At 64.0% G+C, this 21,901-nt stretch carries 19 protein-coding genes and 1 pseudogene; 11 read left to right on the top strand and 9 right to left on the bottom strand.

Annotation, left to right across the window (positions count from 1 at the left end):
* The coding region (locus tag AC2FM3_RS15970; RefSeq protein WP_496683721.1) for an NAD(P)-dependent oxidoreductase at positions 1-632 on the top strand (632 nt) is incomplete at its 5' end.
* 83 nt (positions 633-715) lie between these two features.
* On the opposite strand, the gene AC2FM3_RS15965 is transcribed toward AC2FM3_RS15970, so the two are convergent.
* Positions 716-1,720 carry a LacI family DNA-binding transcriptional regulator gene (locus AC2FM3_RS15965; RefSeq protein WP_496683719.1) on the bottom strand — a complete coding sequence of 335 codons (1,005 nt, stop codon included), beginning with the start codon at positions 1,718-1,720 and terminating at the stop codon, positions 716-718.
* A gap of 246 nt (positions 1,721-1,966) precedes the next feature.
* Between AC2FM3_RS15965 and AC2FM3_RS15960 the strand changes: the two genes are divergently transcribed.
* From AC2FM3_RS15960 to AC2FM3_RS15935, 6 genes are all read left to right on the top strand, one after another.
* Positions 1,967-3,235: an ABC transporter substrate-binding protein gene (locus AC2FM3_RS15960; RefSeq protein WP_496683716.1), complete on the top strand. Its 1,269-nt coding sequence runs from the start codon at positions 1,967-1,969 to the stop codon at positions 3,233-3,235.
* Between the two features lie 101 nt (positions 3,236-3,336).
* On the top strand, positions 3,337-4,182 hold the full coding sequence (locus AC2FM3_RS15955; RefSeq protein ID WP_496683713.1) for a carbohydrate ABC transporter permease: 846 nt from the start codon (positions 3,337-3,339) through the stop codon (positions 4,180-4,182).
* Positions 4,179-5,018 (top strand): carbohydrate ABC transporter permease, encoded by an 840-nt coding sequence (locus tag AC2FM3_RS15950; RefSeq protein ID WP_496683710.1) that lies wholly within the window; start codon positions 4,179-4,181, stop codon positions 5,016-5,018. Before AC2FM3_RS15955 ends, AC2FM3_RS15950 begins: the two co-directional genes overlap by 4 nt.
* 21 nt (positions 5,019-5,039) lie before the next feature.
* On the top strand, positions 5,040-6,080 hold the full coding sequence (locus tag AC2FM3_RS15945) for an ABC transporter ATP-binding protein (protein ID WP_496683707.1): 1,041 nt from the start codon (positions 5,040-5,042) through the stop codon (positions 6,078-6,080).
* Positions 6,081-6,090: 10 nt separating this feature from the next.
* Positions 6,091-7,368, top strand: coding sequence for an amylo-alpha-1,6-glucosidase (locus tag AC2FM3_RS15940; RefSeq protein ID WP_496683705.1), 1,278 nt, complete (start codon positions 6,091-6,093; stop codon positions 7,366-7,368).
* A gap of 113 nt (positions 7,369-7,481) precedes the next feature.
* Positions 7,482-7,835, top strand: a complete 354-nt coding sequence (locus AC2FM3_RS15935; protein ID WP_496683702.1) for a GNAT family N-acetyltransferase — start codon at positions 7,482-7,484, stop codon at positions 7,833-7,835.
* A 17-nt stretch (positions 7,836-7,852) separates the two neighbouring features.
* Here AC2FM3_RS15935 and AC2FM3_RS15930 read toward each other — a convergent pair whose 3' ends face one another.
* From AC2FM3_RS15930 to AC2FM3_RS15915, 4 genes are read right to left on the bottom strand one after another with little or no spacing between them, the layout of a single operon-like run.
* Positions 7,853-8,836, bottom strand: coding sequence for a glycosyltransferase family 4 protein (locus AC2FM3_RS15930; protein ID WP_496683699.1), 984 nt, complete (start codon positions 8,834-8,836; stop codon positions 7,853-7,855).
* A 14-nt stretch (positions 8,837-8,850) separates the two neighbouring features.
* Entirely contained in the window at positions 8,851-9,837 is a 987-nt protein-coding gene (locus tag AC2FM3_RS15925; RefSeq protein ID WP_496683696.1) for a glycosyltransferase family 2 protein, read from the bottom strand.
* 20 nt (positions 9,838-9,857) lie between these two features.
* Complete coding sequence (locus tag AC2FM3_RS15920; RefSeq protein ID WP_496683693.1) at positions 9,858-10,778, bottom strand: glycosyltransferase family 2 protein; 921 nt, start codon at positions 10,776-10,778, stop codon at positions 9,858-9,860.
* On the bottom strand, positions 10,775-12,013 hold the full coding sequence (locus AC2FM3_RS15915; RefSeq protein ID WP_496683691.1) for an oligosaccharide flippase family protein: 1,239 nt from the start codon (positions 12,011-12,013) through the stop codon (positions 10,775-10,777). Before AC2FM3_RS15915 ends, AC2FM3_RS15920 begins: the two co-directional genes overlap by 4 nt.
* Positions 12,014-12,208: 195 nt before the next feature.
* Here AC2FM3_RS15915 and AC2FM3_RS15910 point away from each other — a divergent pair, with 195 nt between their 5' ends.
* On the top strand, positions 12,209-13,438 hold the full coding sequence (locus AC2FM3_RS15910; RefSeq protein WP_496683689.1) for a polysaccharide biosynthesis/export family protein: 1,230 nt from the start codon (positions 12,209-12,211) through the stop codon (positions 13,436-13,438).
* On the opposite strand, the gene AC2FM3_RS15905 is transcribed toward AC2FM3_RS15910, so the two are convergent.
* The 4 genes from AC2FM3_RS15905 to AC2FM3_RS15890 form a co-directional block, all read right to left on the bottom strand.
* Complete coding sequence (locus tag AC2FM3_RS15905; protein WP_496683686.1) at positions 13,428-15,986, bottom strand: hybrid sensor histidine kinase/response regulator; 2,559 nt, start codon at positions 15,984-15,986, stop codon at positions 13,428-13,430. The genes AC2FM3_RS15910 and AC2FM3_RS15905 overlap by 11 nt on opposite strands.
* A gap of 61 nt (positions 15,987-16,047) precedes the next feature.
* Complete coding sequence (locus AC2FM3_RS15900; RefSeq protein ID WP_496683683.1) at positions 16,048-16,548, bottom strand: putative pterin-binding protein; 501 nt, start codon at positions 16,546-16,548, stop codon at positions 16,048-16,050.
* Between the two features lie 100 nt (positions 16,549-16,648).
* Positions 16,649-17,536, bottom strand: coding sequence for a UTP--glucose-1-phosphate uridylyltransferase (locus AC2FM3_RS15895; RefSeq protein WP_496683680.1), 888 nt, complete (start codon positions 17,534-17,536; stop codon positions 16,649-16,651).
* Between the two features lie 21 nt (positions 17,537-17,557).
* Positions 17,558-18,931, bottom strand: a complete 1,374-nt coding sequence (locus tag AC2FM3_RS15890; RefSeq protein ID WP_496683677.1) for a WecB/TagA/CpsF family glycosyltransferase — start codon at positions 18,929-18,931, stop codon at positions 17,558-17,560.
* A gap of 253 nt (positions 18,932-19,184) precedes the next feature.
* On the opposite strand from AC2FM3_RS15890, the gene AC2FM3_RS15885 reads away from it, so the two are divergent.
* From AC2FM3_RS15885 to AC2FM3_RS15875, 3 genes and pseudogenes are all read left to right on the top strand, one after another.
* Positions 19,185-19,799 carry a response regulator transcription factor gene (locus tag AC2FM3_RS15885; protein WP_496683674.1) on the top strand — a complete coding sequence of 205 codons (615 nt, stop codon included), beginning with the start codon at positions 19,185-19,187 and terminating at the stop codon, positions 19,797-19,799.
* 115 nt (positions 19,800-19,914) lie between these two features.
* Positions 19,915-21,396 carry a GumC family protein gene (locus AC2FM3_RS15880; protein ID WP_496683671.1) on the top strand — a complete coding sequence of 494 codons (1,482 nt, stop codon included), beginning with the start codon at positions 19,915-19,917 and terminating at the stop codon, positions 21,394-21,396.
* Positions 21,393-21,901: pseudogene (locus AC2FM3_RS15875) on the top strand (O-antigen ligase domain-containing protein); the annotation flags it as partial. The gene AC2FM3_RS15880 and the pseudogene AC2FM3_RS15875, both read left to right, overlap by 4 nt.

Below are 21,901 nucleotides of genomic sequence, written 5' to 3'. Positions count from 1 at the left end.
CGATGCTGTTGATGCTTGGGGCTGCCCGCCGTGCGGTCGAGGGGGACCGGTTGGTGCGCAGCGGCGGATGGAACAACTGGAGCCCGTCGTTCATGGTGGGCAAACAGGTGACCGGGGCCCGCCTGGGGATCATCGGTATGGGGCGCGTTGGGCGGGCTTTTGCAGCCAAGGCCCGCGGATTCGACATGCAAATCCACTATTTCAACCGCACGCGCTTGTCACCGGACCTGGAGCAGGGCGCAATCTATCATGCCAGTCTCGACAGCTTGCTACCTGTTGCGGATTTCCTGTCCTTGCATTGCCCCGCGACGCCGGACACCACGAACCTGATGAACGCCGAGCGGGTTGCCGCTTTGCCGGATGGCGCCGTGCTTGTGAATTCGGCGCGCGGCGCGCTGGTGGATGAGGATGCCCTGCTGAACGCGATCAAAAGCGGCAAGCTGGCGGCGGCCGGACTTGATTGCTTTGCAACCGAACCGGGCGGAAACCCGGGTTTTGCGCCGTACGAAAACATCTTCATGCTCCCGCATATCGGCAGCGCCACGACCACGACGCGCGATGCGATGGGGTTTCGTGCTCTCGACAACCTGGACGCTTTCTTTGCCGGCAAAACCCCTCGGGATCTGGTGTAAGGCGACCTGAAGGCTGCGGATGTCTCGATCATTGCCGCAGTTCAAAGCCGGGAAGTGTTCCCGTTCGGATCGGTCTAATGCTTCTAGGCGACCGGCCCGGTGGTTTCGCGGGCGATGAAGCGGGCCGAGACCTCGGAAACGGTGGCAGGCATGTCCGGATCATTGATCCGGTCCAGCAAGGTTCGTGCCAGTCTGCGGCCCAGCTTTTTGGGCGAAACCGCCATGGTGCTGAGGGCCGGGATCGCGACCGAGGCATCCTCGGTATCGTCAAATCCGATGATCGACACGTCGCGCCCGGGCTCCAGGCCGGCGCGCATCAACCCGTAACAGGCACCCAGGGCGACCATGTCGCCGTTGCAGACGATGGCGGTCACCTCGGGATGGGCGTCGCGCAGCTTCAGCATCTGCTCCATCCCCGCGCGCTTGGTATCGGGCGAGGGCCAGATGACAGGCGCGGCCAGCGATCTGGCCTGAACGGCGCGTCGATACCCGGCGATCCGGTCCTTGCGGACCGGGTTCATGCCGGTGCCGCCGAAAAACGCGATGTGCCTGTGGCCCAGGTCGGCCAGATGATGCGTGGCCGTTTCGGTCGCCTCAGCATTGCGGATGCCGACATGGTCGAAATCGGGGCTGATGTGACGCAGAAAGGTCACGGTGGGAACCCGATGGGTGCGCAGCAGGTCTAGCGTGTGCGCGCTGGTTTCCAGCGCAGGTACCCACAGCAGGCCGCCGCGCCCGTTGCGGATGAAATCCCGCAGTTGCCTGCCCTGCCGGTCCGCGTCGTCGCGTGTATCCAGGATAGAAACCAGATACCCCTCGGCCTCCAGCAGCTCGACCGCACCGCTGACGACTTCGGCGTTGAACGGGTTTGCGAACTGGTTCAGAACAAACCCGATTTCCCGGTTCTCGCCCGACCGCATCGACGCCGCGCGCGAGTCCGTGACATAGTGCAAGGCCTCTGCCGCCTGCAGCACCTTTTTCCGGGTCTGCTCGGAAATCCGCCCGGTTCCGCGCATCACCTGACTGACCGTCGGAATCGAAACTCCGGCGGCTTTGGCGACACTGGCGAGGGTGGGTTTGGCGGGCATTTCTCGGACTTCTGGTATATCGTTGCATCATCAAAATGCCCAACCCACATGGGTATTGCAACGTGCAATTCCTGCGAACTTCAAAACATCGGGCCAACCGATTGGCAAAAATTCGTTGACGTAAGATATATCGTTATACCATGCTGGCCGCATCGCTTGGGGTGAGTCGCTGCTCGACACGCACAGCAAACCGACCCCACCAGGCAGAACGGGCGAAAGGCCCAATCGAAACTCTGGGAGGAGTCCATGTCAATTCAATCCAAGCTGGTCGGTGCCGCATCCGGCCTTGTTCTGGCCCTGGCCACAAACGTGGCGCAGGCCGAGGTTCTGTTCTGGTCGACGCAGGCCAAGCCGGTCGAAGAGGCGCAGGCCATGCGCGAACAGGTTCTTTCAGGCTTCGAGGGTGGCGTGGACTACCAGCCCAATGACGGCGGCCCCTGGCTGACGCGTCTGCAGGCCGAATTGCAGGCCGGCTCGGGTACCATCGGCGTGCTGGGCGCGCTGCATGGTGATTTCTCGGCGATGAACCCCGCTGATCTGGTCGACCTGGATGATCTGGGTATCGCTTCGGCCTCGGACACGTTCAACGAACTGGCCAAGCTGGGTACTAACAGCCTGCAATACATCCCCTGGATGCAGGCCAGCTATATCATGGCGGCCAACAAGGAGGCGCTGCAGTACCTGCCCGAAGGTGCCGACATCAATGCGCTGACCTATGACCAGTTGATCGAATGGGCCGCCAACGCGCATGAGGCTGCGGGCGAGCCGAAATTCGGCTTTCCGGCCGGACCCAAGGGCCTGAAGCACCGCTTCTTCCAGGGTTATCTGTACCCGTCCTATACGAACGGCGTGGTGCGGACCTTTGCCAGCGATGAAGCCGTAACCGCGTGGGAAAAATTCCGCGAGCTGTGGGCACATACCAACCCGGCCTCGACCAATTTCTCGTTCATGCAGGAACAGCTGCTTTCGGGCGATGCCTGGATCGTGTTCGACCACACCTCGCGTCTGGCGCAGGCCTTCAACGAGCGGCCTGATGACTTCGTGGCCTTCCCGGCCCCGGCGGGCCCGACCGGGCGCGGCTTCATGCCGGTTCTGGCTGGGGTTGCGATCCCCAAAACCGCACCGGACATGAAAGCGTCCAAAGCTCTGGTCGCCTACATGATGAAGCCGGAAACCCAGATCGCCACGCTGCGTGCCACCAACTTCTTCCCGGTCGTCGCGGTTGACCTGCCCGCGGACCTGCCGCCGGCCGTCAAGGCCGCAGGCGACGCGGTCGCCAAGATGAGCGGCTCGGCCGATGCCAACCCCGGTCTGCTGCCCGCGGGACTGGGCGACAAGGGCGGTGACTTCAACCGTGTCTATACCGATGCGTTCGAGCGGATCGTGCTGGCGGGTCAGGACATCCGCACCGTGCTGGACGATCAGAAAGGCGCGCTGGAGGCGATCATGCAGGAAACCGGCGCGCCCTGCTGGGCTCCGGATGCACCTTCGGACGGTCCATGCCCCGTCGAATAAGGGTCTGACCTGATCCCGACACCGGGCTTGACGCGGGCCCGGTGTCCCCCGAACTCTCTGCCCGAAACCACCGGAACTTCCGCAAGGAAAGGAGCGATCAGATGAACGCTCGTGTGTTGCCCTATGTGCTGATCCTGCCCGTGACGGCGTTTCTGTGTCTGTTCTTCCTGTATCCTTTCGTTCTGGTCGCAAAACAGGCCTTCGACACCGGGGACGGATTCACGCTGGACAATTTCCGGCAGGTGGTCGGGTACTGGAAATTCCCGATCTCGTTGCAGAACACGCTGCTGCTGGCGGCGGCGGTGGTTCCAGTGCAACTGGCGCTGGCGTTGCTGATGGCCACCATGGTCAACAAGATGCAGCGCGGGCGCGATCTGGTGCTGTATGTGTGGACCATCCCGCTGGGTATCTCGGATCTGGCTGCGGGCATCATCTGGCTGGCAATCTTCGAACAGTCGGGTTTTTTGAACTCCATGCTTGCTGGGCTGGGCGTGGTAGACCGGCCGGTGAATTTCCTCAGTTATCAGCACCCTGGCGTGGTGTTCCTGGCCATAGCCCTGGCCGAGATCTGGCGCGCCACCGCGATCATGCTGGTGATCCTGGTGGCCGGGATCGGCCTGATCCCCAAGGAATATTACGAGGCGGCAGAGGTCTTTGGCGCCTCACCCTGGAAACGCTTCACCCGCATCACCCTGCCGCTGCTGCGTCCGTCGTTGCAGACGGCACTGGTGCTGCGCGTGATCCTGGCCTTCGAGGTGTTCGCCGTGGTGCTGGCCCTGGGGGGAACCCTGTTCCCCGTCCTCATGAGCGAAACCTACGCCTATCAGTTCGACCTGCTTGACAGCGGCGCGGCGGCGGCGATGGCGCTGATCATCCTCGCCATCTCGATCGGGTTCACCCTGATCATCCTGCGCGCCCTGCGTGTCCCGAAAGGAGCCACGATATGACGACCGTCACGACCGATGTCTCCGCGCCCGATACGCGCCGGGCCGGACGCTATGTCTACATCGCCGCGGTGGTGCTGCTGTGCGCCTGGGTGCTGGTGCCGCTATATTTCCTGCTGATCAACACGCTGTCCTCGCCGGAAACGGTGAACAGCTTTCCCAAGCCCTTCATCCCCGAATTCGACCTGGGGAGCCTGGGGTTCTTTGCAGGCTTCGCGGGCATCCTGACCGCGCTCAAAAACTCGATCCTGGTGGCCGGGCTGACGATGATCATGTCGATCCTGATCGGCGCGCCGGCAGGCTATGCCCTGTCGCGGTTCGACTTTCGCGGGAAAGAGGCGTTCCGCCTGCTGATCCTGCTGACCCGCGCCTTTCCGCTGCCGCTGCTGGCACTGCCCTTGGCGGTGATGTTCATCCAGACCGGGCTGGATGACACGGTATTCGGCCTGTCCCTTGTGCACACCACGCTGGCGCTCCCATTTGCGGTGCTGATCACCTTTTCGCTGTTTTCCGGCATCCCGCTGGAACTGGAAGAGGCCGCTTGGACGCTGGGTTGCACCCGGCTGACCGCCTTCACCAAGGTGGTGCTGCCGCTGATCCTGCCGGGGATCACGGCCTCGGCCATCTTCGCCTTCGTGATCTCGTGGAACGAGGTGTTTGCCGCCGCCGTCCTGACGATCGAGAACCGGACCCTGACGGCCTTTTTGCTGCAGAACCTCGACACCTCGCCGCTGCATCTGAAATTCGCGGGCGGTTTCATCCTGGTCGTGCCGGCGCTGATCTTCATCTTCGCCGTGCGCAAATACCTGTTCGCCATGTGGGGCATCGCCAACCGCTGACAGCCCCAAGGAGTTGGAATAATGGCAGAAATTCAAATCAAGAATGTCGCGAAACGCTTTGGCAGCTATCAGGCGCTGCACGACATCAACCTGACCATCCGGGACCAGGAATTCATGGTTCTGCTGGGGGCCTCGGGCTGCGGCAAGACCACGCTGCTGCGGATCATCGCCGGGCTGGAGACCGCGACCGAGGGCGAGGTCTGGATCGGCGGGCGCCGGGTGGATCACCTGCCGCCCAAGGATCGGGGCATCGCCATGGTGTTCCAGAACTATGCCGTATTCCCGCACCTGACCGTGTTCGAAAACATCGGGTTCGGCTTGCGGATGCAGAAACTGCCCAATGACGAGGTCAAGCGCCGGGTCGAGCGCACTGCGGGCCTGATGCATATCGACCAGCTGCTGGGGCGCTATTCCGGCGAGCTGTCCGGCGGTCAGCGCCAGCGCGTCGCCGTGGCCCGCGCCCTGGCGATGGAGCCCGACGTGATCCTGATGGACGAGCCCCTGTCGAACCTAGACGCGCTGCTGCGGATGGAGATGCGGGCCGAGCTCAAGGGCGTTCTTGCCGAAAGCAACACCACCGCCATCTACGTCACCCACGACCAGGTCGAAGCCATGAGCATGGCCGACCGGATCAGCGTGATGCATCAGGGCAAGATCGTTCAGGCGGCCTCGCCGATCGAGGTCTACCGCAACCCGGCGGCCGAGTTCGTGGCCGGGTTCATCGGCAATCCGCCGATGAACTTCTTGCCCGCCACTCCGACCGGAGACGGTAAATGGACAGTCGCGGGCCAGATCCTCGACGGGCCGTCCCGGACCACGCCGCTGCATTTCGCCATCCGCCCCGAGGATCTGCGCCCGGCCGACACGGGCCTTGCCGCCACAGTCAAGGTGGTCGAGCCCCTGGGCGCGCACCTTCTGGTCACCTGCAGCGTGGACGGCGCCCTGTTCCGCGCGGTTCTGGACAGCGATCTGAAAGTCCGCCGCGGCGACACCCTGACCTTGGCCCCGCAGCCAGACCGGGTGCGCTGGTTCGACCCCGAAACAACCCTGGCCGTAGCCTGAGGAGCGCGAAATGAAACAGGATCTGATCGAACAGGCCCGCGCCGTTCTGGCCCGTAATGACCGGGGCGACTACACGGTGCCCACCCACGGCCTCTATCCGTTCCAGTGGAACTGGGACAGCGCGCTCAGCGCCCTTGGGTTCTCGCATTTCGACGAAGCCCGCGCCTGGCGCGAGATCGAGACCTTGTTCCGGCATCAGTGGGATGACGGCATGGTGCCGCACATCATCTTTCACGAGATGAATGACGGCTATTTCCCGGGGCCGGACGTCTGGGCCACGGGCCACGCGGTTCCCACCTCGGGCATCACGCAACCGGCGGTGGCTGGGTTCGCCGTGCGGCGGATCCATGCGCGGGCGAAGAACCGGGCGCTGGCCGATGCGCAGGCCCGCGCCCTACTGCCCAAGATTCATGCCTGGCACCAATGGTTCTACACGAACCGCGACCCGCAGGGCACCGGACTGGTCGCCATCATCCACCCGTGGGAATCGGGGCGCGACAATTCGGTCGATTGGGACGCGGCGCTGGCCCGGGTCCCGACCGAGGGCGTGGCCCCGTTCCAGCGTCGTGATGTGGCCCACGCCAACCCGGCGCACAGGCCGACTGATGAAGAATACCGCCGCTATATCTGGCTGGTACAACATTTCCGCGACCTTGGCTGGGATAATTCCAAGCTGCATGACGCCTCGCCGTTCCGGGTTGTTGATCCGGGATTCAACGCGATCCTGATCCGCTCGTGCCTGGACTTGGCGGCGCTGGCCGACGACCTGGGCGAGGCCGAGATCGCAAGCGCTTCGTGCGCCTACGCGCAAGCGGGCATCGCGGCGATGGACGCCCTGTGGAGTGAGACCCGCGGGCAATATCTGTGCTTTGACCGTGTCACCGGGGAGCTGATTGACAGCCCTTCGATCGGCGGCTTGTTGGCGGCGTTCTGCCCCGTCCCCGAGCACCGCGCGCAGGCCATCGCCCAGCGGTTGGACGCCATCGGTGCCGCAGTCCCGTTTCTGGTGCCCAGCCACGACCCGGCGGCCCCGGAGTTCGACGGTCTGAGGTACTGGCGAGGCCCGGTCTGGCTGATCGTGAACTACATGATCGCCGATGGGCTGAAACGCGCGGGCCAGAGCCGGATCGTGCAGCGGATCGTCGACGACAGCCTGCGCCTGATCGAACAAAGCGGCTTTGCCGAGTATTACGACCCGGTCACCGCCGAACCCTGCGGCGGCAGCAGCTTTACCTGGACAGCCGCAATGGTGATCGAGATCCTGAACGCGGAAACCACCCCGGCATGAGCGGCGCGCCACCGGTCCCCACCCAACGGGCATGGGCCTGACCGATGGTGGGCCCGTCCATTGTTTCCGCCCCCGGGCAGGAGGACTGGGTAGAGCAAGCCCTTCTTGCGGAATTGCGGACAACCGCGCCGCAAGGGGTCAATGACAGCGTCACGCTGATTGCGCAGGACGGCTCCAAACGGGTGGGCGGCCTGCATGGCGCAGCCTCCTATGGGTGGCTGCTGATCAAGACCTTATGGATCGATCCGTCCCACCAACGCCGCGGTTTGGGCCGGCAGTTGATAGACCAAGCCTTCGCCGAGGCGCGCCAGATCGGGTGTCATTCTGCATGGCTGGACACATCCAACCCGGCCGCCGCGCGGTTCTATGAGGCTTCGGGATTCGAGCCCTTTGGTCGCCTGACCAACACGCCCACGCAAAGCCCGCCCGGACATTGCCGTTGGTTCTTTTGGCGCGCCTTGCCGTAGCCGTGGCCACGCCGCCCTCACAACCGTTTGGCCGGATCGAACACCTGTTGCCACCGCTGAGCATAGCGGGATTTATCTGCCTTAGGCGCAAGGGCGGGAACCACCGGAGGCGTACCCGCCAGAACTGCCTCGATCGATTTGCGCCACGCCTTGGGATCGGATCCGCACGGAATCACACCGCTTGCCCCGATCCGGTCTCGCAGACCGTCGACCATGCTGACGATGACCGGACGCCGCGCCGCGCGCGCCTCATCCGCCACCAGCCCATAGGCCTCCCACCGCGAGGGCATCGCCACCACGTCCACGGTCCGATAGGCTTCGGTTGGGTCGTCGGCGTGGCCACGAAACTCGATCCGCTGGTCGCCTGCGGCCAAGGCCACAAGGCGGTCGCGCTGGCTGCCCTCACCAAAGATCACAAGCCGCGCGTCGGGGTTGGGGCACATACGAAACCCTTCGATCAGAAGATCGAAGCCTTTCTGCGGCTCGAGCCGTCCGATCGCACCGATGACCCGGGCCACCTCGACCGGCCCGGCTGCGCGGGCAACCGCGCTTAGGTCAACCTGGGGCGAAATCACCCTCAGCTTGGATGCGGGGGTCAACCGCCGTTCAGCCATCCAACCGGCCTGCGCCTTGCTGACGGCGATGACCTGATCGAACAACGAATAGGTCACGCGCAGCATCGCAAAGAACCGCCGCTTGTGCGGCACGTTCAAGGCGGTGAAAGACCGGGTATAGCTGTGCTCGACATGCACCAGCCGCGTGGTGGGATGCATCGCCCGCAAGGCCGAGAAGGCCGGCAGGCAGCGCCAGCCGGGGGCGATGTGGCACACGATGACATTGGCGTCGAAACTGCCCCAGCTGAAGGCGGTCCGCTTGACCGGGCGAACCTCTTGGTGGACTTCGCCGGCCAGTTCGGGCAGCTGCGCAAGATGGTCGAGCATACGCATGACTCCGCCGGCCGTGGTGTCATCAACAAGGTGAAGAACGGTGATCTTGGACATTTGGAAACCTCGGTTCAGATGGAAGTCTGGCGGCGCATGAGGCGACCGGCTTGAACAACAGGCGCTGGCCCGACCGCGCGCAGGGCTGCGGCTGCGATGATGGTGGTCAACGTTTTGGCGGGTTCTTCGATCAGGGGCCGGGCGCTGGTTGAAACCGACCGCTGCGCAAGCTCCCAAGCCTTGTGCGGATCCAGATTGCTGACCGCCCGGCGCGCAAGATAGCGCAGCTGATAGGCGCGCGCCGCCGCCTCGTGCCGGGCAAAGAATTCGGGGTTCAGCGGACGCAGCTTGTCGACCATCCGCTCCCACGCCTGCAACTGCCGGTCCAAAGCCGCCGACAGGCCGGTCGCGTGGATCCGGTAGCGGGTCAGCAACCCAGGTACGCCTGCGATTTGCCAATCCGTCGTCAGCACCAGCCGCAGCCAGCATTCGATGTCCTCGGACTGGCGGAAGGTTTCGTCAAAGACCCAGTCGCGCTTGGACTCGAACGCCGGACGGTAGGCCAGATCGAGCAAGGCGGATTTGCGCATCACCGCTGCCGATCCATTGCCGATCGGGTTGCGTTTCAGGACATGTGCCGCCGTTACGTCCCGCAGGCGCGGCGACTGGCGGACGCGCATCAGCCGACCACCCTCGTCAATCATGGCACTGCCGGAATAGCTGATCGCAAGGTCGGGTTCGGCCTGCAGGTGGCGCACATGGGTGGCCAGCTTTTCGGGCAGCCACAAGTCGTCGGCGTCGCAGAAGCCAACGAACTCTCCCCGCGCGGCCGCAATGCCGGTATTGCGCGCCCCGGCCAAGCCACGGTTTTCCTGCCGGATCACCCGCACTTTTGGGTCGGTCGCATGGGCGCGGGCAATGGCCCGGGTTTCGTCTTGCGAACCGTCATCCACGATGATGATCTCGAAATCGTCATGGGTCTGCGACAGCAGCGAGGCCAGAGTCTCGGCGAGGGTCGCGGCGGTGTTGTAGGCGGGAACGATAATGGATGTCTGGGGCATTTTGGGTCTCCTGGTTGGGATCAGCGGGCAAACAGCGCCTGACGGATCGGGCGGGGCAGGGCGGGGGCCAGTGCCGCGCCAAGTGCAGTGGGCACACCGCGCCGAATGGGGTTGAGAAAGCTGCGCGCACTCAGCGCCAGACCGGCGCGGGCATAGGCGCGGGCCATCGACGGTTCTGCCCCCAGACGCAGCGCGCGGCGGGCCAGATACCGCATGTAAATCGCCTCAGATGCAGGCGATGGTGAAACGCCATAGCGGGCCGCCGTTGCAACCGCCCTTGCGCGCCCGGCCCGCATCGCCTCGAGGTCCGAAGACAGACCGCTGCCGCTGGTCCGGTACCAGACCTGCAGGCGATCGACGCCGATGATCACGTGGCCTTCGCCTGCCAAGCGGATCAGCAGCTCGAGATCCTCGTTGTGGACCGCAGCCGGGTTCAGTCCGCCGACAGCAGCGAACACCTGGCGGCGCACTGCAAGGTTCGACATCGTGCACACCGCATTTTCCGCCAGCAGGTCTGGAATGGTCAGGGGATCGGTGGGAACCGTTGAGCGCGTCGGACAATCGCCGGGGGTTTCGGAAAAGAACCCGATCTGGCCAAAGGCCGCATCAATGCTGGTATCTGCAAACAACCGGTCCAATTGGGCCAGCTTGTCGGTGACCCACAGGTCATCCGCGTCGCAGAACGCGAGGATGTCGCCGGTGGCCACTGCCGCACCATGGTTGCGCGCAGAGCTGGGGCCGCGATTGGGGTTGGCCTCAACCCGCATCCGGGCGTCGCGCGCGCAAAATTGCCGGACAACTTCGGTCGTCTGGCGCGAGGCCTTGTCGCCCACGCAGATGAGTTCGAAATCCGCAAAGCTCTGCCCCAGCAGGCTATTCAGGGTGGCGGCAATGGTTGCTGCGTCATTGTGGAAGGGAACGATGATGGAAAACCGGGTCATTGGGCGCGCGCCTCCTGAGTGATTGTAGAACCCCGCGGCAGCAGCGCCCAGGAAGCGGCCAGCATGATGGCGCTGCAGGTGCAGACGTACCCGACGGCGACGGGCATCAGGCCGAGCGGCGCCATCAGGGCCGTGTTGGCGATCAGGCCCACGGCCAGAACCGTGCTGACCCGCAATTCGGTGACGGGGCGGTTTTCCGACCGCAGCCACCCGGCGACAGCCGACCAGATCACCGTCGGCAGGGCCGCAAGGCACAGAACCGATACCACCGGGGCGATTTCGGCCCAGCCCTGTCCCAGCAGCAGCGGCACATAGACCGGGGCCAGTGCCGCCTGCAGCAAAACCAGCGGCGTCAGGATCAGCAGCGACAGGCCCAGCCCGTGACGCAGCGCCCCGTGCTTGTCCTCGGCCGCGCACAGATGCGGGAACAGAACGACCGAGAAGGCTTGCGTGAACGAAGTGGCCAGCCCAAGGCCCGCATTGAAGGCCATGAAATAAATGCCAAGTGCCTCGGCGCCCATCATTGCGCCCACCACCAGCTTGTCTGCCTGCAGGCGCAGAACCTTGACCAGTTCGACGCCCAGAACGGCCCAGCCGTAGACCGCGAAAGGTTTCAAGGCTGCAAACCCGGCCCGACGATCAGGCGACCACCGACGCAGGCGGCGCATCAGCACCAGCCAGACAGGTGCAGTCAGCAGGCGCGGCAGAACCAATGCCAGAGGCGAGGCCCAGACTACCGCAAGCAGCGCCGTCAGGGCATTGGCCCCCACGACTTGCCCGCCGGCGATCGCGGCGGTCTGCTGCAGCTTGCCCTCGCGCATTGCCAGTGCGGCCTGAACCAGGCCCGCCGGCATGAACAGGTATTCCCCGGCCAGCACCGCCAACAGCATCGCCAGCATCGTGTGGCCCATGGCGAACAGCGCCGCCGCGACAGCCAGTTGCAGCAGGCACAGCCCCGCGCACCAGACCCAGAAGATGCGGTGCGCCGTGTTGCACCGCTGCGCCAGCTCCTCGGGCGGGGCCTGAATGATACGCTGGTTCACCCCGTTCTCGGTCAGCGCCTTGAGGATGTCGCCCGCCGCCAGAGCCGCTGCGGCCAGACCGATCGCTTCGGGGCTCAGGGTACGGGCAACGGCCACCACGACGACCAGCCGCGACGCCTTGGCCGCCACTTCGGAGGCGGTATAAGCCAACAGGTGCCGCAGAAAACCGGAATGTGCAAAGCTGTGCGTCATGACGCCGTGATCCCGAAAAACAGTTGTTGGTTCCGTTTTACGGGTGGCCAAGGTCTGTGTCCCGGACGCGGTCGGACGGGGCAGAGGACCGTTCGGAGAGGGACCTATCCGAATGGGACAAGCCGTCATCCCGATGCCGGACTGACGCAGGCCGCGCGGCGGGGTTTATCTTCTGTGAAAGATCAGGAGATGAAAATGACCATGAATTTCAAGACTTTCCTTATTACGGCGGTCAGCGCCTCGACCCTGCTGGGGTGCAGCAGCATGCAGACCCCCCGCAACATCGAAGCCGTATCACGCGGCGAAAGCTATCAGGCGCAATACCGCGAACCCGGACGTCGGCGGGGCGACACGCCATTGTTGCAAGCCGCCGCGATGAACGGCCAGACCTGCATGCCGCAGGCCGGCGACCAGGGCGCACGTGCCTATGCGAAATGGTCTCAACCAGCGCTCAGCCCCTTGTTGGGCGAGAAACTCTCGCGCAACGACATGGTTCAGATCACCATCGAAGGGGATGATCTGCTGAGCGACGCTTATGTCGTTTCGCGTGACGGAGACCTCAAGCTGCCCTACCTGCCACCCGTGCGCGCCCAGGGCCGCACCACCGAGCAGGTCGAACAAGAGGTGGCCCGCGTTCTGGTTGCGGCCCAGTTCTATGACGCCGAACCCCGCGTAACCGTGAGGGTCAGCGATTTTGCCTCGGTGACCGTGGGTGTGCGCGGCGCGGTGTTCGAGCCGCACTCGGTCGAGATCGGCGGTGTTCCGGGCGATTCCCTCGACCGTCGGCGCCAGGGCGCGCTGGGGGCCTCGACCGAAGGGCGCAACCTGTCGGTGGCACTGCGGGCCGCGGGCGGGGTGCGGCCGGATGCCGATCTTTCGGCGGTCGAGCTGCACCGTCAGGGGCGCATCTATCGCATGGATCTGCGCGGCGTGTTCGAAGGATCGGACCCGACCGACATCATGCTGCTGACCGGCGACCAGATCGTGGTCAACAGTCGCGGGTGCTTCCAGGACGCGCTGATGCGCCCCAGCCCGATCAGCCCGCCCGGCGTGACGCTTTACATGTCGAACCTGACCCAACCGGCCGCGGGCAACGCCCAGTCCGCCATCGCGCGCGACGTGCGCGAGGTGCCGTATGGCACCCGGTTCCTGCAAGCCGTGGTCGACAGCAACTGCGTCGGCGGGTCGAAGACGACAAACGCTAACCGCAGCGCAGTGCTGTTCACGCGCAACCCCGTGACCGGATCCTCGGTCGTGATCGAGCGCAATATCGAAAAGCTGCTGCGTCGCGGAGACCGCGACGACTACGATCCCTATGTTCTGCCGGGTGATGCCGTTGCCTGTTACGACAGCAAGGTCACCGGAGTTACCGAAATCGCCCGGTCGCTGGGCATCGTCGGGGCCGCGGTTCTGCTCAGCCCTTGACCGCACCGGGGGCGGGCAGCGCAGCTTTTGCCCGCTCCCATACTGTGGGCAGACCGCACAACAGGTCAGTGACTTGCTGACGGTCTGCGGATTTTGCGGCCATCTCGACTGCAATCAGCGCATCACGGAACCCAATCGCACCAAAGGTCGCCGCGCTTCCCGCCAGCCTGTGACACTCCTGCGCGACCTGGTGCAGATCGGCTTCACCGGCCTCCAACTGGGCAAGTTGCGCGACGATGGCATCCCCTTCGGACAGGTATTTGGCAAGCAGCTTATCAAACACGTCGGCGCCAAGGCTGGCGCGCAGATCGCCGATGTGATCCGCTTCGTCCTCGGGCTGGATCAAAGCGTCGGGTTCGGTGACCGCCCTCAGGGCCTTGCGCAAGGCATCCAGGGCAATCGGCTTGCCGACAAAGGCCGTCATCCCGGCAGAGCTAAACTCGTCGACCGCATCAGGCAGCACGTTGGCCGAAACTGCAATGATCGGTATGTCCGCCGAAGGCCCTCCCCCGCTGCGGATGTGGCGCGTCGCAGTCGGGCCGTCCATGACCGGCATGCTGATATCCATCAGGATCACGTCGAATCGATGCGCTGCCGCCGCGTCCACGCCCAGTTGACCGTTCTGGGCAACCGTCACCCGGTGGCCGTCCAGTTTCAGCATGTTGCAGATCACCTCTCGGTTGATCTCGTTGTCCTCGACCACCAGCACGTCCAACGGCTGGGCGTGCTGAACCTCTGGCTGGTCGCTGTCAACGTTGGCGTCCAATTCCGCGTCCTGCAGCGGCAGGCGAACCCAGAACACGCTGCCCTCGCCGGGCGTGCTTTCGACGCCGATCTCTCCGCCCATGGCCTGAGCAAACCGACGTGCGATGCCCAGTCCCAGACCGCTGCCCCCGGTGGCTCGACCGATGGTTGGATCACTGGTGTGGAAATCATCAAAGATCACGTCGACCTCATCCGAGCCAATACCGTTGCCCGTGTCGATGATGCGGAATTCAAAGATGTTGACCCCCGCAGAGGGGACAGGCTCGGTCACTTCGACCTCGATCGAAATCCGGCCGTTTTCGGTGAACTTGATGGCATTGCCGACAAGGTTCAGAAGAATCTGCCGCAACCTTTGGGCATCGGCGGCGACGCAGGGGCGCGCCTCGCCCACCCATTGCCAAGAGATAGAGTTCCCCCGCGATGCGGCGTTGCCGCTTTGACCGTCCACAATCTCTTGCAGGATGTCGTTCAGGTCGGTGGGCTGCAACGCGACCGACAGTTTCCCGGCCTCGAACCGGGCGATGTCCAGAACGGAGTCGACGTGGCTCAGGAGGATCTGGCCCGAGATTTCCATGTTCTCGACGAACCGCGCCTGTTCGCGGGTGGTGCGGGTGTTCTTCAACAGCGTGAGGTTGCCCAGCAGCCCGTTCAGCGGCGTGCGGATTTCGTGGCTCATCACGGTCAGGAAATCGGCCTTGGCCTTTTCACCGGCCAGGGCTTGGTCGCGGGCATGGATCAGTTCCTGCTGCGCCGCCACCCGCTGCGAGATGTCACGGACAAAGCCAATGATGATTTCCTGATCACCCGCCCGGGCCGATTGCAGCGCCAGTTCGACCTGGAACTGCTCGCCATCCGCGCGCATCGCCTCCAACTGGACCCGCCCCTTACCGACGACATGCCGTTCTCCACCAGCCTGCATACGTTCCATGCCGGCATGATGAGCCGCGCGCAGATGCGGCGGCACGATCAGGTCACCAATCGCGCGACCCCGTGCCTGATCTGCCGTATAGCCGAATATTGCCTCGGCAGCTGGGTTGAACTCGATCACGTCGCCCTTGGAATTTACCACGATCACCGCGTCCAACGAGGTGGAGAGGATCGTGTTCATCCGTTCATTCGCCTGCCGCAGCGCCCTGCCGCGGCGCGTGGCGCGCTGGTTGACCACCAGAAGATAGGCGCTGACGGCACCCAAGGTCAGAAGCAAGGCTCCCGACAGAATCGCCAATCGCAGAAGATTTGCGGCGGTCTGGGTGCGCTGCTGGTCCGACTCGGTGGCAAAATACGAGATGCCCGAAACGGCCAACGTGCGGACATGCGGACCGATCTCAAGGGCGGCGCGTTTCAGATCGTCCAGTTGTTCGGCCAGCTCCGCATCCGGCCCGTCGATCAACGGGATTGCGGCGTTCAGGTGCTGGGTCACCCGCTCCAACGGCAAGCGGAACCGGTCATCCTGGCGCAACGGTTGAAACACACGGGATTGTGCCAGCGTATCGACACGGCTGTAGAACAGGTCGAACCGCCGGCGCACCAGATCCAATGTGCCATGTTCCGCGTCCTGGGCCGCCGACGCAGTTTCCAGAGCGTTCAGGTAGGACAGATAGTCAACCTCGACCTGCGACAGCGTCCATTGGACATTGTCCGAAGGCGCCGCCCGCCGGTCGTTGAAATCTGTAAACACCTGCGCCGACAGCCACGCTACCGCGACCAGACCTAACAAAACGCCAAAGCCGATGAGCCCGAAGACCCATCGGCGTCGCAAAATGTGCGTGCCGGTACCGCTCAATCCGAGCCCCATCGATAGTTCACTGCGCTTTACTCATTACTGCACTCGGTCCGGTTGCAAGCTATTTAACGACCTCGAGGCGATCGAGTTGCCAAATGCTGCGCGAATAGGTCACCTCGGTCTGGTATTTCGGGTCGCTGTCATAGGGGTAGACGATCCACAGTGGGCCCTTCTGCCGGCGCGACATCTCGGCGCCGTCCATCTCATAAGCCACGATCGGGTCGCTTTCAGTAACTGAGTCTATCGGGATTTCAACCGCATAGTCGTTGATCGCCGTGGCGTGGATCATGCGGCCATCTGCACCGACAGCCTCCAGCAGGACCGACAACGGCACGCCGACAAAGGTGTTCTCACCTTCGGTCCAGATCGTCGAGGTCGCAAAAGTCCGCGCGGGCAGGGCTTTCAACATGTCCATGTCGAACCGCGCTCCGTCCTCGGCTCCGGGCCGAGTCAGGTTGCCGGTGATCGTCAGAACCACCTCTCCGGTGGGTTCGGCCAGATCCTTAGCCTGTGCCTGGCCCAAGGTCAGAACCATTGCCAGAGCTGCAAGTAAAATCCGCATGTCATTCTCCTAGTGTCCAGCTGCACAAGATCAGAAAGCTTAGCAGGGCAACAGACGGGCATCGGGATAAGCACCTATCCGAACGGATAGGTGCCCTTCGTTATGCGGCCGGGCGCAGGTGGCCCATGCGCTGCGCCATGATCCGCTCAAACTCTTGGCGCAGCTCTGACCGCTGCAGGGCAAAGACCGCGGTGGCCTCAAGATACCCGGCGACCGAGCCGCAGTCGAAGCGTTCACCCGCGAAGGCATAGCCCGAGCAGCCAGCGGTTTTGATATCCGCAGCGATGGCGTCGGTCAGCTGAATTTCATTTCCCGCACCCGGTGCCTGGCCGGCCAGACGACCAAAGATCGACGGCTGTAGGATATACCGCCCGACGATGCCGAAATTTGACGGCGCCTGCTCGGGGTTGGGCTTTTCAACCAAGCCGCGCAGGCTCTGCACACGCCCGGCCTGCAGAGCGATATCGACCACCCCGTAGGACCCGATCCTGTCGGACGGCACGGATTGGGTCGCAACCATGTGGCCGTTTTGGTCACAATAGCTTTGGACCATCTGTGCCAAGGCTGGGCGTCGGGCGCTGATGACGTCATCGGGTAGGATCACGGCAAACGGCTCGTTGCCCACACATTCGCGCGCCAGCGACACAGCATGGCCCAATCCACGGGGCGCGTCCTGCCGGACAAAGCAGTATTTGCCATCCTCCAGATCGGCGCAGCGCAGGTTGTTCAACAACTCGGTTTTACCACCATCCTTCAACTTGCGTTCAAGCGCCGTATTCCGCCCAAAATAGGCCTCCAGCGCGGTTTTTTCGGGCGACGTAATGAAGATGAACTCTTCAATCCCGGCCGCGCGCGCCTCGTCGACGGCATATTGGATCAGCGGGCGGTCGATCAGCGGCAGCATTTCCTTGGCCACGGTCTTGGTCGCGGGCAGAAACCTTGTGCCCAGTCCGGCGACGGGAAAGACGGCTTTGCGAATCTTGGTCATATCAATTCTCCTTGGGTTTTCTCAGTAGGCGCCGCGGCCGGACACGACGGCCCGCACGGTCATGGCAATCAGCATCAGATCCAGAAGGGCCGAGCGGGACCGCACATAGGCCGTGTCCAGGTCAATCATCCGGTCGAAGTCGATGGCGGCCCGGCCCGACACCTGCCACAGGCCGGTGATCCCGGGGCGGACGGCCAGGCGTTCAAGCGCGCGCGGCGGGTATTTGGCGACCTCCTCAGGCAGGGCAGGGCGCGGTCCGACGATCGACATGTCGCCCTTGAGGACGTTGAGGATCTGCGGCAGCTCATCCAGCGAGAAGCGGCGCAGAAGCTTGCCCACCCGTGTGACACGCGGATCGTGACGGGCCTTGAAGCACACGCCTGCGCGGTCGGACTGCGCCAGCAGGCTGGCCCGTTGTGCTTCGGCGTCGGTGGTCATCGAGCGGAACTTGTAGACGGTGAAGGGAACCCCGTTCCTGCCCACCCGCGTCTGCCGGAACAGGGCCGGGCCGCGGCTGTCCAACCGGACAAGCGCGGCAATGGCCAGCATTGGAAGGGCCAGAACCGTCATGGCCGCCAGCGCAACGGTCAGGTCAAGACTACGGCTGGGCGTCAGCCCGCCGAGAGCCTGGGCGACGCACCGGCCCAGAAACTCGAAATTTCCGATCAGATAGCGGCGGGCCATGCGGCGCGGCTCCATCGCCAGCCGCCACGCCCATTCCATCCGGGTCCGCCGCACGATCCCGGGGGCCCGCCGGACGTTGCCCGCCAGAAAGTCGAACAACGCGCCGACACCCAGCACCAGGTTTGGGTTCAGCCGTGCGCGGTGCCGCGTGATCCACAGTTCTTGCAGCGGAACGCCCATCGCCACCAGCAGGATATCTGCGCCGGACTGGTTGATCTCGTCCAAGGCTACGTCCGCCCGTTCGATGCCCCCAAACCCGTCGCGGGAACCGGCAATCCTAACGCCGGGCGCCATGTCTTGCAGGCGCGCTGCTGCGGCCTGTGCGGTGCCGGGCGTTCCGCCCAGCAGATAGACCGACTGGCCCAGCTTGGCCGCGCGCAGGACCAGGCGCGGGACAAAGTCGGTTCCGTTCAGGTTCTCGGCCAGGCGTTCGCCCTGCATCGAGGCGGCAAGCTCGACCCCGATCCCGTCGGGCAGGACGAGGTCGGCTTGCGTCAGGGCTGCTCGATATTGGTCATTCTTTGCCCGGACATTCGCGCAATGCGCATTCAGGAAAAAGACGGTTCGGCGGTGACCGTCCAAAAGCGTGTTGATGACCGGCCCGGATTCTGCATTCACCACCGGCTGCCCAAGGATTTCGGTGATCGGCAGCGCGGTGCCGGGCGTGGTGTGTGCGCCGTCGAAAAGGGCGTTTGCGGCTTGGAAGTGCATGGAACTCTCCGAACATGAATTGAACTCTTGCCCTAAACCTGTCCGCGGTGTCGGCACCGGTACAGACGAGCATCAGGAGAGTTGGCGGAGAAATCGGCTGATCGGCACGGCCCGGATGCGGCACCGCCCGGAAATCCGGCCAGTTGCTCCTATCCGATCGGGTATCTGCCTGTCCGTTCGGTAGGCTTCACCGCCGATCATCAATGCTTTATTAACCTTTTCAGGTCTGGGTGGAGGCACATGGAGTTCATTGATGAAAGTTCTTATCGCCGACGATCACGATCTGGTTCTGGACACGCTTGTCGCGTTCATCGAGGCCACGGGCGGGATCGAACCCACCACCGCGCCGGATTTTGCGACCGCAAAGGCCAAGATCGAATCCGAGGGTCCGTTTGATCTGGTTCTGCTGGATCTGAACATGCCGGGCATGAACGGGCTGAGCGGGCTGGAAACCTGCATTGGCATGGATCGGGCGCGGCATGTGGCGCTGTTCACCGGCGATGCCTCGCGCGGTCTGGCCGAACGTGCGCTCGAACTGGGGGCCGCCGGGTTCGTGCCCAAGACCCTTCCGGCCAAGTCGCTGGTAAACGCCATCCGTTTCATGGCCATGGGTGAGCAATATCTGCCCGTCGGTTTCATGAGCGCCGAGCAGCCGAACGACTCCCATCCGATGGCCAAAAAACTGACCGAGCGCGAGCGCCAGGTCCTCAAGGGTCTGACCGAGGGCAAGTCGAACAAGGAGATCGCCCGCGATCTGGACTTGTCCGAGCCGACGATCAAGCTGCATGTGAAAACGCTGTACCGCAAAGTGGGTGTCAGCAACCGGACCCAGGCCGCAATGGCCGCGCGCGAGGCGGGCCTGTTCTGACCCACGCCCATCCTTTCGGATAGGGGGCCTGTCCCAACCCGCCCCAGTCTAACCCATTGCTCAGCGGACAGCCCATGCCGTCCCGGTCTATCACTTCTTTGAGAGAGGATGTGATATGCCGAACCAGATTTCCGACAACCATCAGCCCCTTGCGCCCAACCGTTCCTGGGACTGGGCGCGTATAAGCCGCAGCGACATCCGGTCGCTGGGTTGGCGGCGCGTCCTCAAGGGTGGGCGGTTGACCGATGCCGGACGATTGCCGCGATATGTTGCGCTTTTTCTTCTGGGGTCCAGCTGCATCTGGGCCCCGATCAGCGGGTATCTGGCAACCGCGCCGGTCAAATACGCATCCCACGCATCGTTGATCCTGCCGGGATCGGGCGCGTCGGCCTCGGTCAATCTGGCCAATATCGGGCAGGCCTCGTCCTACGCCAATTCAGCCTTTGCCAACGGGTCGATCAGCCCCACCGAAACCTACAAGCGCCTGCTGTCTGCGGATCGCATCCTGGATGCGGCGGCGCGCGCCGTCGGCGCGGAACGCGATGCGTTCGGCAAGCCGCGCATCCGCCTGGTGGACCAGACCAGCCTGATCCATATCGAAATGGAGGCCGCCAGCCCGGGGGACGCGCAACGCCACGGCGATGCCCTTGTCGCTGCGTTCTTTGCCGAGATCGACGCCTTGCGCGCGGACGAAATCGCCACGCGCGAAGCCAGCAACAGCGGCGCAATAGAAGACTATCAGCGCTCGGTTCGTGAAACCCGCGCTGCGATCGAGCAGTTGCAGCGGCAGAGTGGGCTGCTCTCTGCCGCCCAATACCGTGAGCAGGTGGCCGCCACTGACCGTGCGCGCCAAACGCTGCGGGCCGAGGAAAGCACGCTGGCCCGCCAGGCCGAGCGCGTCGCGGCGCTTGAGGTCGCGCTGGATCTGCCTCCGGATGCCGCTGCGGTGACGCTAAAGCTGTACGCCGACGCGCAATACATATCGCTGCTCAAGGATGTCTCGGCCGGCGCGGCCAAGCTGGCGCAGGCCGATGCCAATTACGGGCCGCGCCATCCGGTCTATCGCACAGCGCGGGAGGAATATGAAGGCGCACGGAAGGTTGCCGTCCAACGCGCGGCCGAGGTGACCGGCCTGTCGGTCGAGCAGCTTTCGGGTCTGGACCGCGCCCCCGAGGGAGAGCGCGCGCAGTTGCTCAGCGAGCTTGTCCGCGAAAACGCCCTGCGCGCGGGGCAGGAGAAGCATGTAAAAACCCTCGCCGCACAGGTCGCGGCCGAAACTTCGCGCCTGTCCGCGCTGGCGCCGGTGGCCGCCGAACTTGAAGACCGTCAAAGGGATTTTGCCGTGGCCGAAGCCGTTTTTGCCTCGGCCATCGCCCGGTCGGAATCTAAAAAGACCGATGTCTATGCCTCGTACCCGCTGATCCAGGTGCTGGAAAATCCGTCACTGCCGGACCGGCCGTCTTCACCCAACAAGAAGCTGTCGATCGCGGCCGGGATTGCCGCCACGTTGATGCTTCTGATCGGGCTGACGCTGGCATGGGTCCGTAACCCGCTGATCTCGCGGCTGTTGAAAGACACAGGCGAGAACAAGGCATGACCCAGGCCGAGCCGCAGAACCCGGCCGAGCGGCTTGTCTGGTGCGCGGTGGTCTGGACATGGCCGTTCTATGCCATCGGGGCGCTCTATGTCGTGGGGCCGGTGCTGGGATGGTCCTTGGCGGGGTTGGCGGCGCTGGCCTTGTATCTGGGGCCGGCGATCCGTTCGGATCTGCGGGCCACCGGGCCGGTTCCGGCGCTGGCTTGGCTATGGATGGCCGGCATGCTGTTGATGCTGTTTGCACTGTGGGCCGGCCATCTGGATTGGGGGCTGGGGCTGAGCAAGACTATAAAATCCTCGATCGGCTGGGCCAAGGGCTGGGCGCTTATTCCATTGTTCATCCTGGCCGGGGCCGTGCTGCCGATCCGGCGCGAGGTTCTGGTGCGGGGCCAGTGCAGACTGGGGCTGTGGACCCTGTGCCTTGCGCCCCCGCTGTTGGCGGCACCTTATCTGGGCCTGCCCAGCCAGATCTTCACCTCACCGCTCAAGGCGGTAGGTGGGCCGGG

The organism is Ruegeria sp. BHSB172 (assembly GCF_059613165.1).
Note: the sequence above shows the minus strand (reverse complement) of the source record. Positions and strands in the feature narration are given on the sequence as shown.

Coding starts and splice junctions, on each gene's coding strand:
- AC2FM3_RS15955 (WP_496683713.1), top strand. CDS start 3,337: ATGAACGCTCGTGTGTTGCCCTATGTGCTGATCCTGCCCGTGACGGCG.
- AC2FM3_RS15925 (WP_496683696.1), bottom strand. CDS start 9,837: ATGCCCCAGACATCCATTATCGTTCCCGCCTACAACACCGCCGCGACC.
- AC2FM3_RS15895 (WP_496683680.1), bottom strand. CDS start 17,536: ATGACCAAGATTCGCAAAGCCGTCTTTCCCGTCGCCGGACTGGGCACA.
- AC2FM3_RS15900 (WP_496683683.1), bottom strand. CDS start 16,548: ATGCGGATTTTACTTGCAGCTCTGGCAATGGTTCTGACCTTGGGCCAG.
- AC2FM3_RS15920 (WP_496683693.1), bottom strand. CDS start 10,778: ATGACCCGGTTTTCCATCATCGTTCCCTTCCACAATGACGCAGCAACC.
- AC2FM3_RS15940 (WP_496683705.1), top strand. CDS start 6,091: ATGAAACAGGATCTGATCGAACAGGCCCGCGCCGTTCTGGCCCGTAAT.
- AC2FM3_RS15885 (WP_496683674.1), top strand. CDS start 19,185: ATGAAAGTTCTTATCGCCGACGATCACGATCTGGTTCTGGACACGCTT.
- AC2FM3_RS15880 (WP_496683671.1), top strand. CDS start 19,915: ATGCCGAACCAGATTTCCGACAACCATCAGCCCCTTGCGCCCAACCGT.
- AC2FM3_RS15945 (WP_496683707.1), top strand. CDS start 5,040: ATGGCAGAAATTCAAATCAAGAATGTCGCGAAACGCTTTGGCAGCTAT.
- AC2FM3_RS15950 (WP_496683710.1), top strand. CDS start 4,179: ATGACGACCGTCACGACCGATGTCTCCGCGCCCGATACGCGCCGGGCC.
- AC2FM3_RS15910 (WP_496683689.1), top strand. CDS start 12,209: ATGACCATGAATTTCAAGACTTTCCTTATTACGGCGGTCAGCGCCTCG.
- AC2FM3_RS15930 (WP_496683699.1), bottom strand. CDS start 8,836: ATGTCCAAGATCACCGTTCTTCACCTTGTTGATGACACCACGGCCGGC.
- AC2FM3_RS15965 (WP_496683719.1), bottom strand. CDS start 1,720: ATGCCCGCCAAACCCACCCTCGCCAGTGTCGCCAAAGCCGCCGGAGTT.
- AC2FM3_RS15960 (WP_496683716.1), top strand. CDS start 1,967: ATGTCAATTCAATCCAAGCTGGTCGGTGCCGCATCCGGCCTTGTTCTG.
- AC2FM3_RS15915 (WP_496683691.1), bottom strand. CDS start 12,013: ATGACGCACAGCTTTGCACATTCCGGTTTTCTGCGGCACCTGTTGGCT.
- AC2FM3_RS15890 (WP_496683677.1), bottom strand. CDS start 18,931: ATGCACTTCCAAGCCGCAAACGCCCTTTTCGACGGCGCACACACCACG.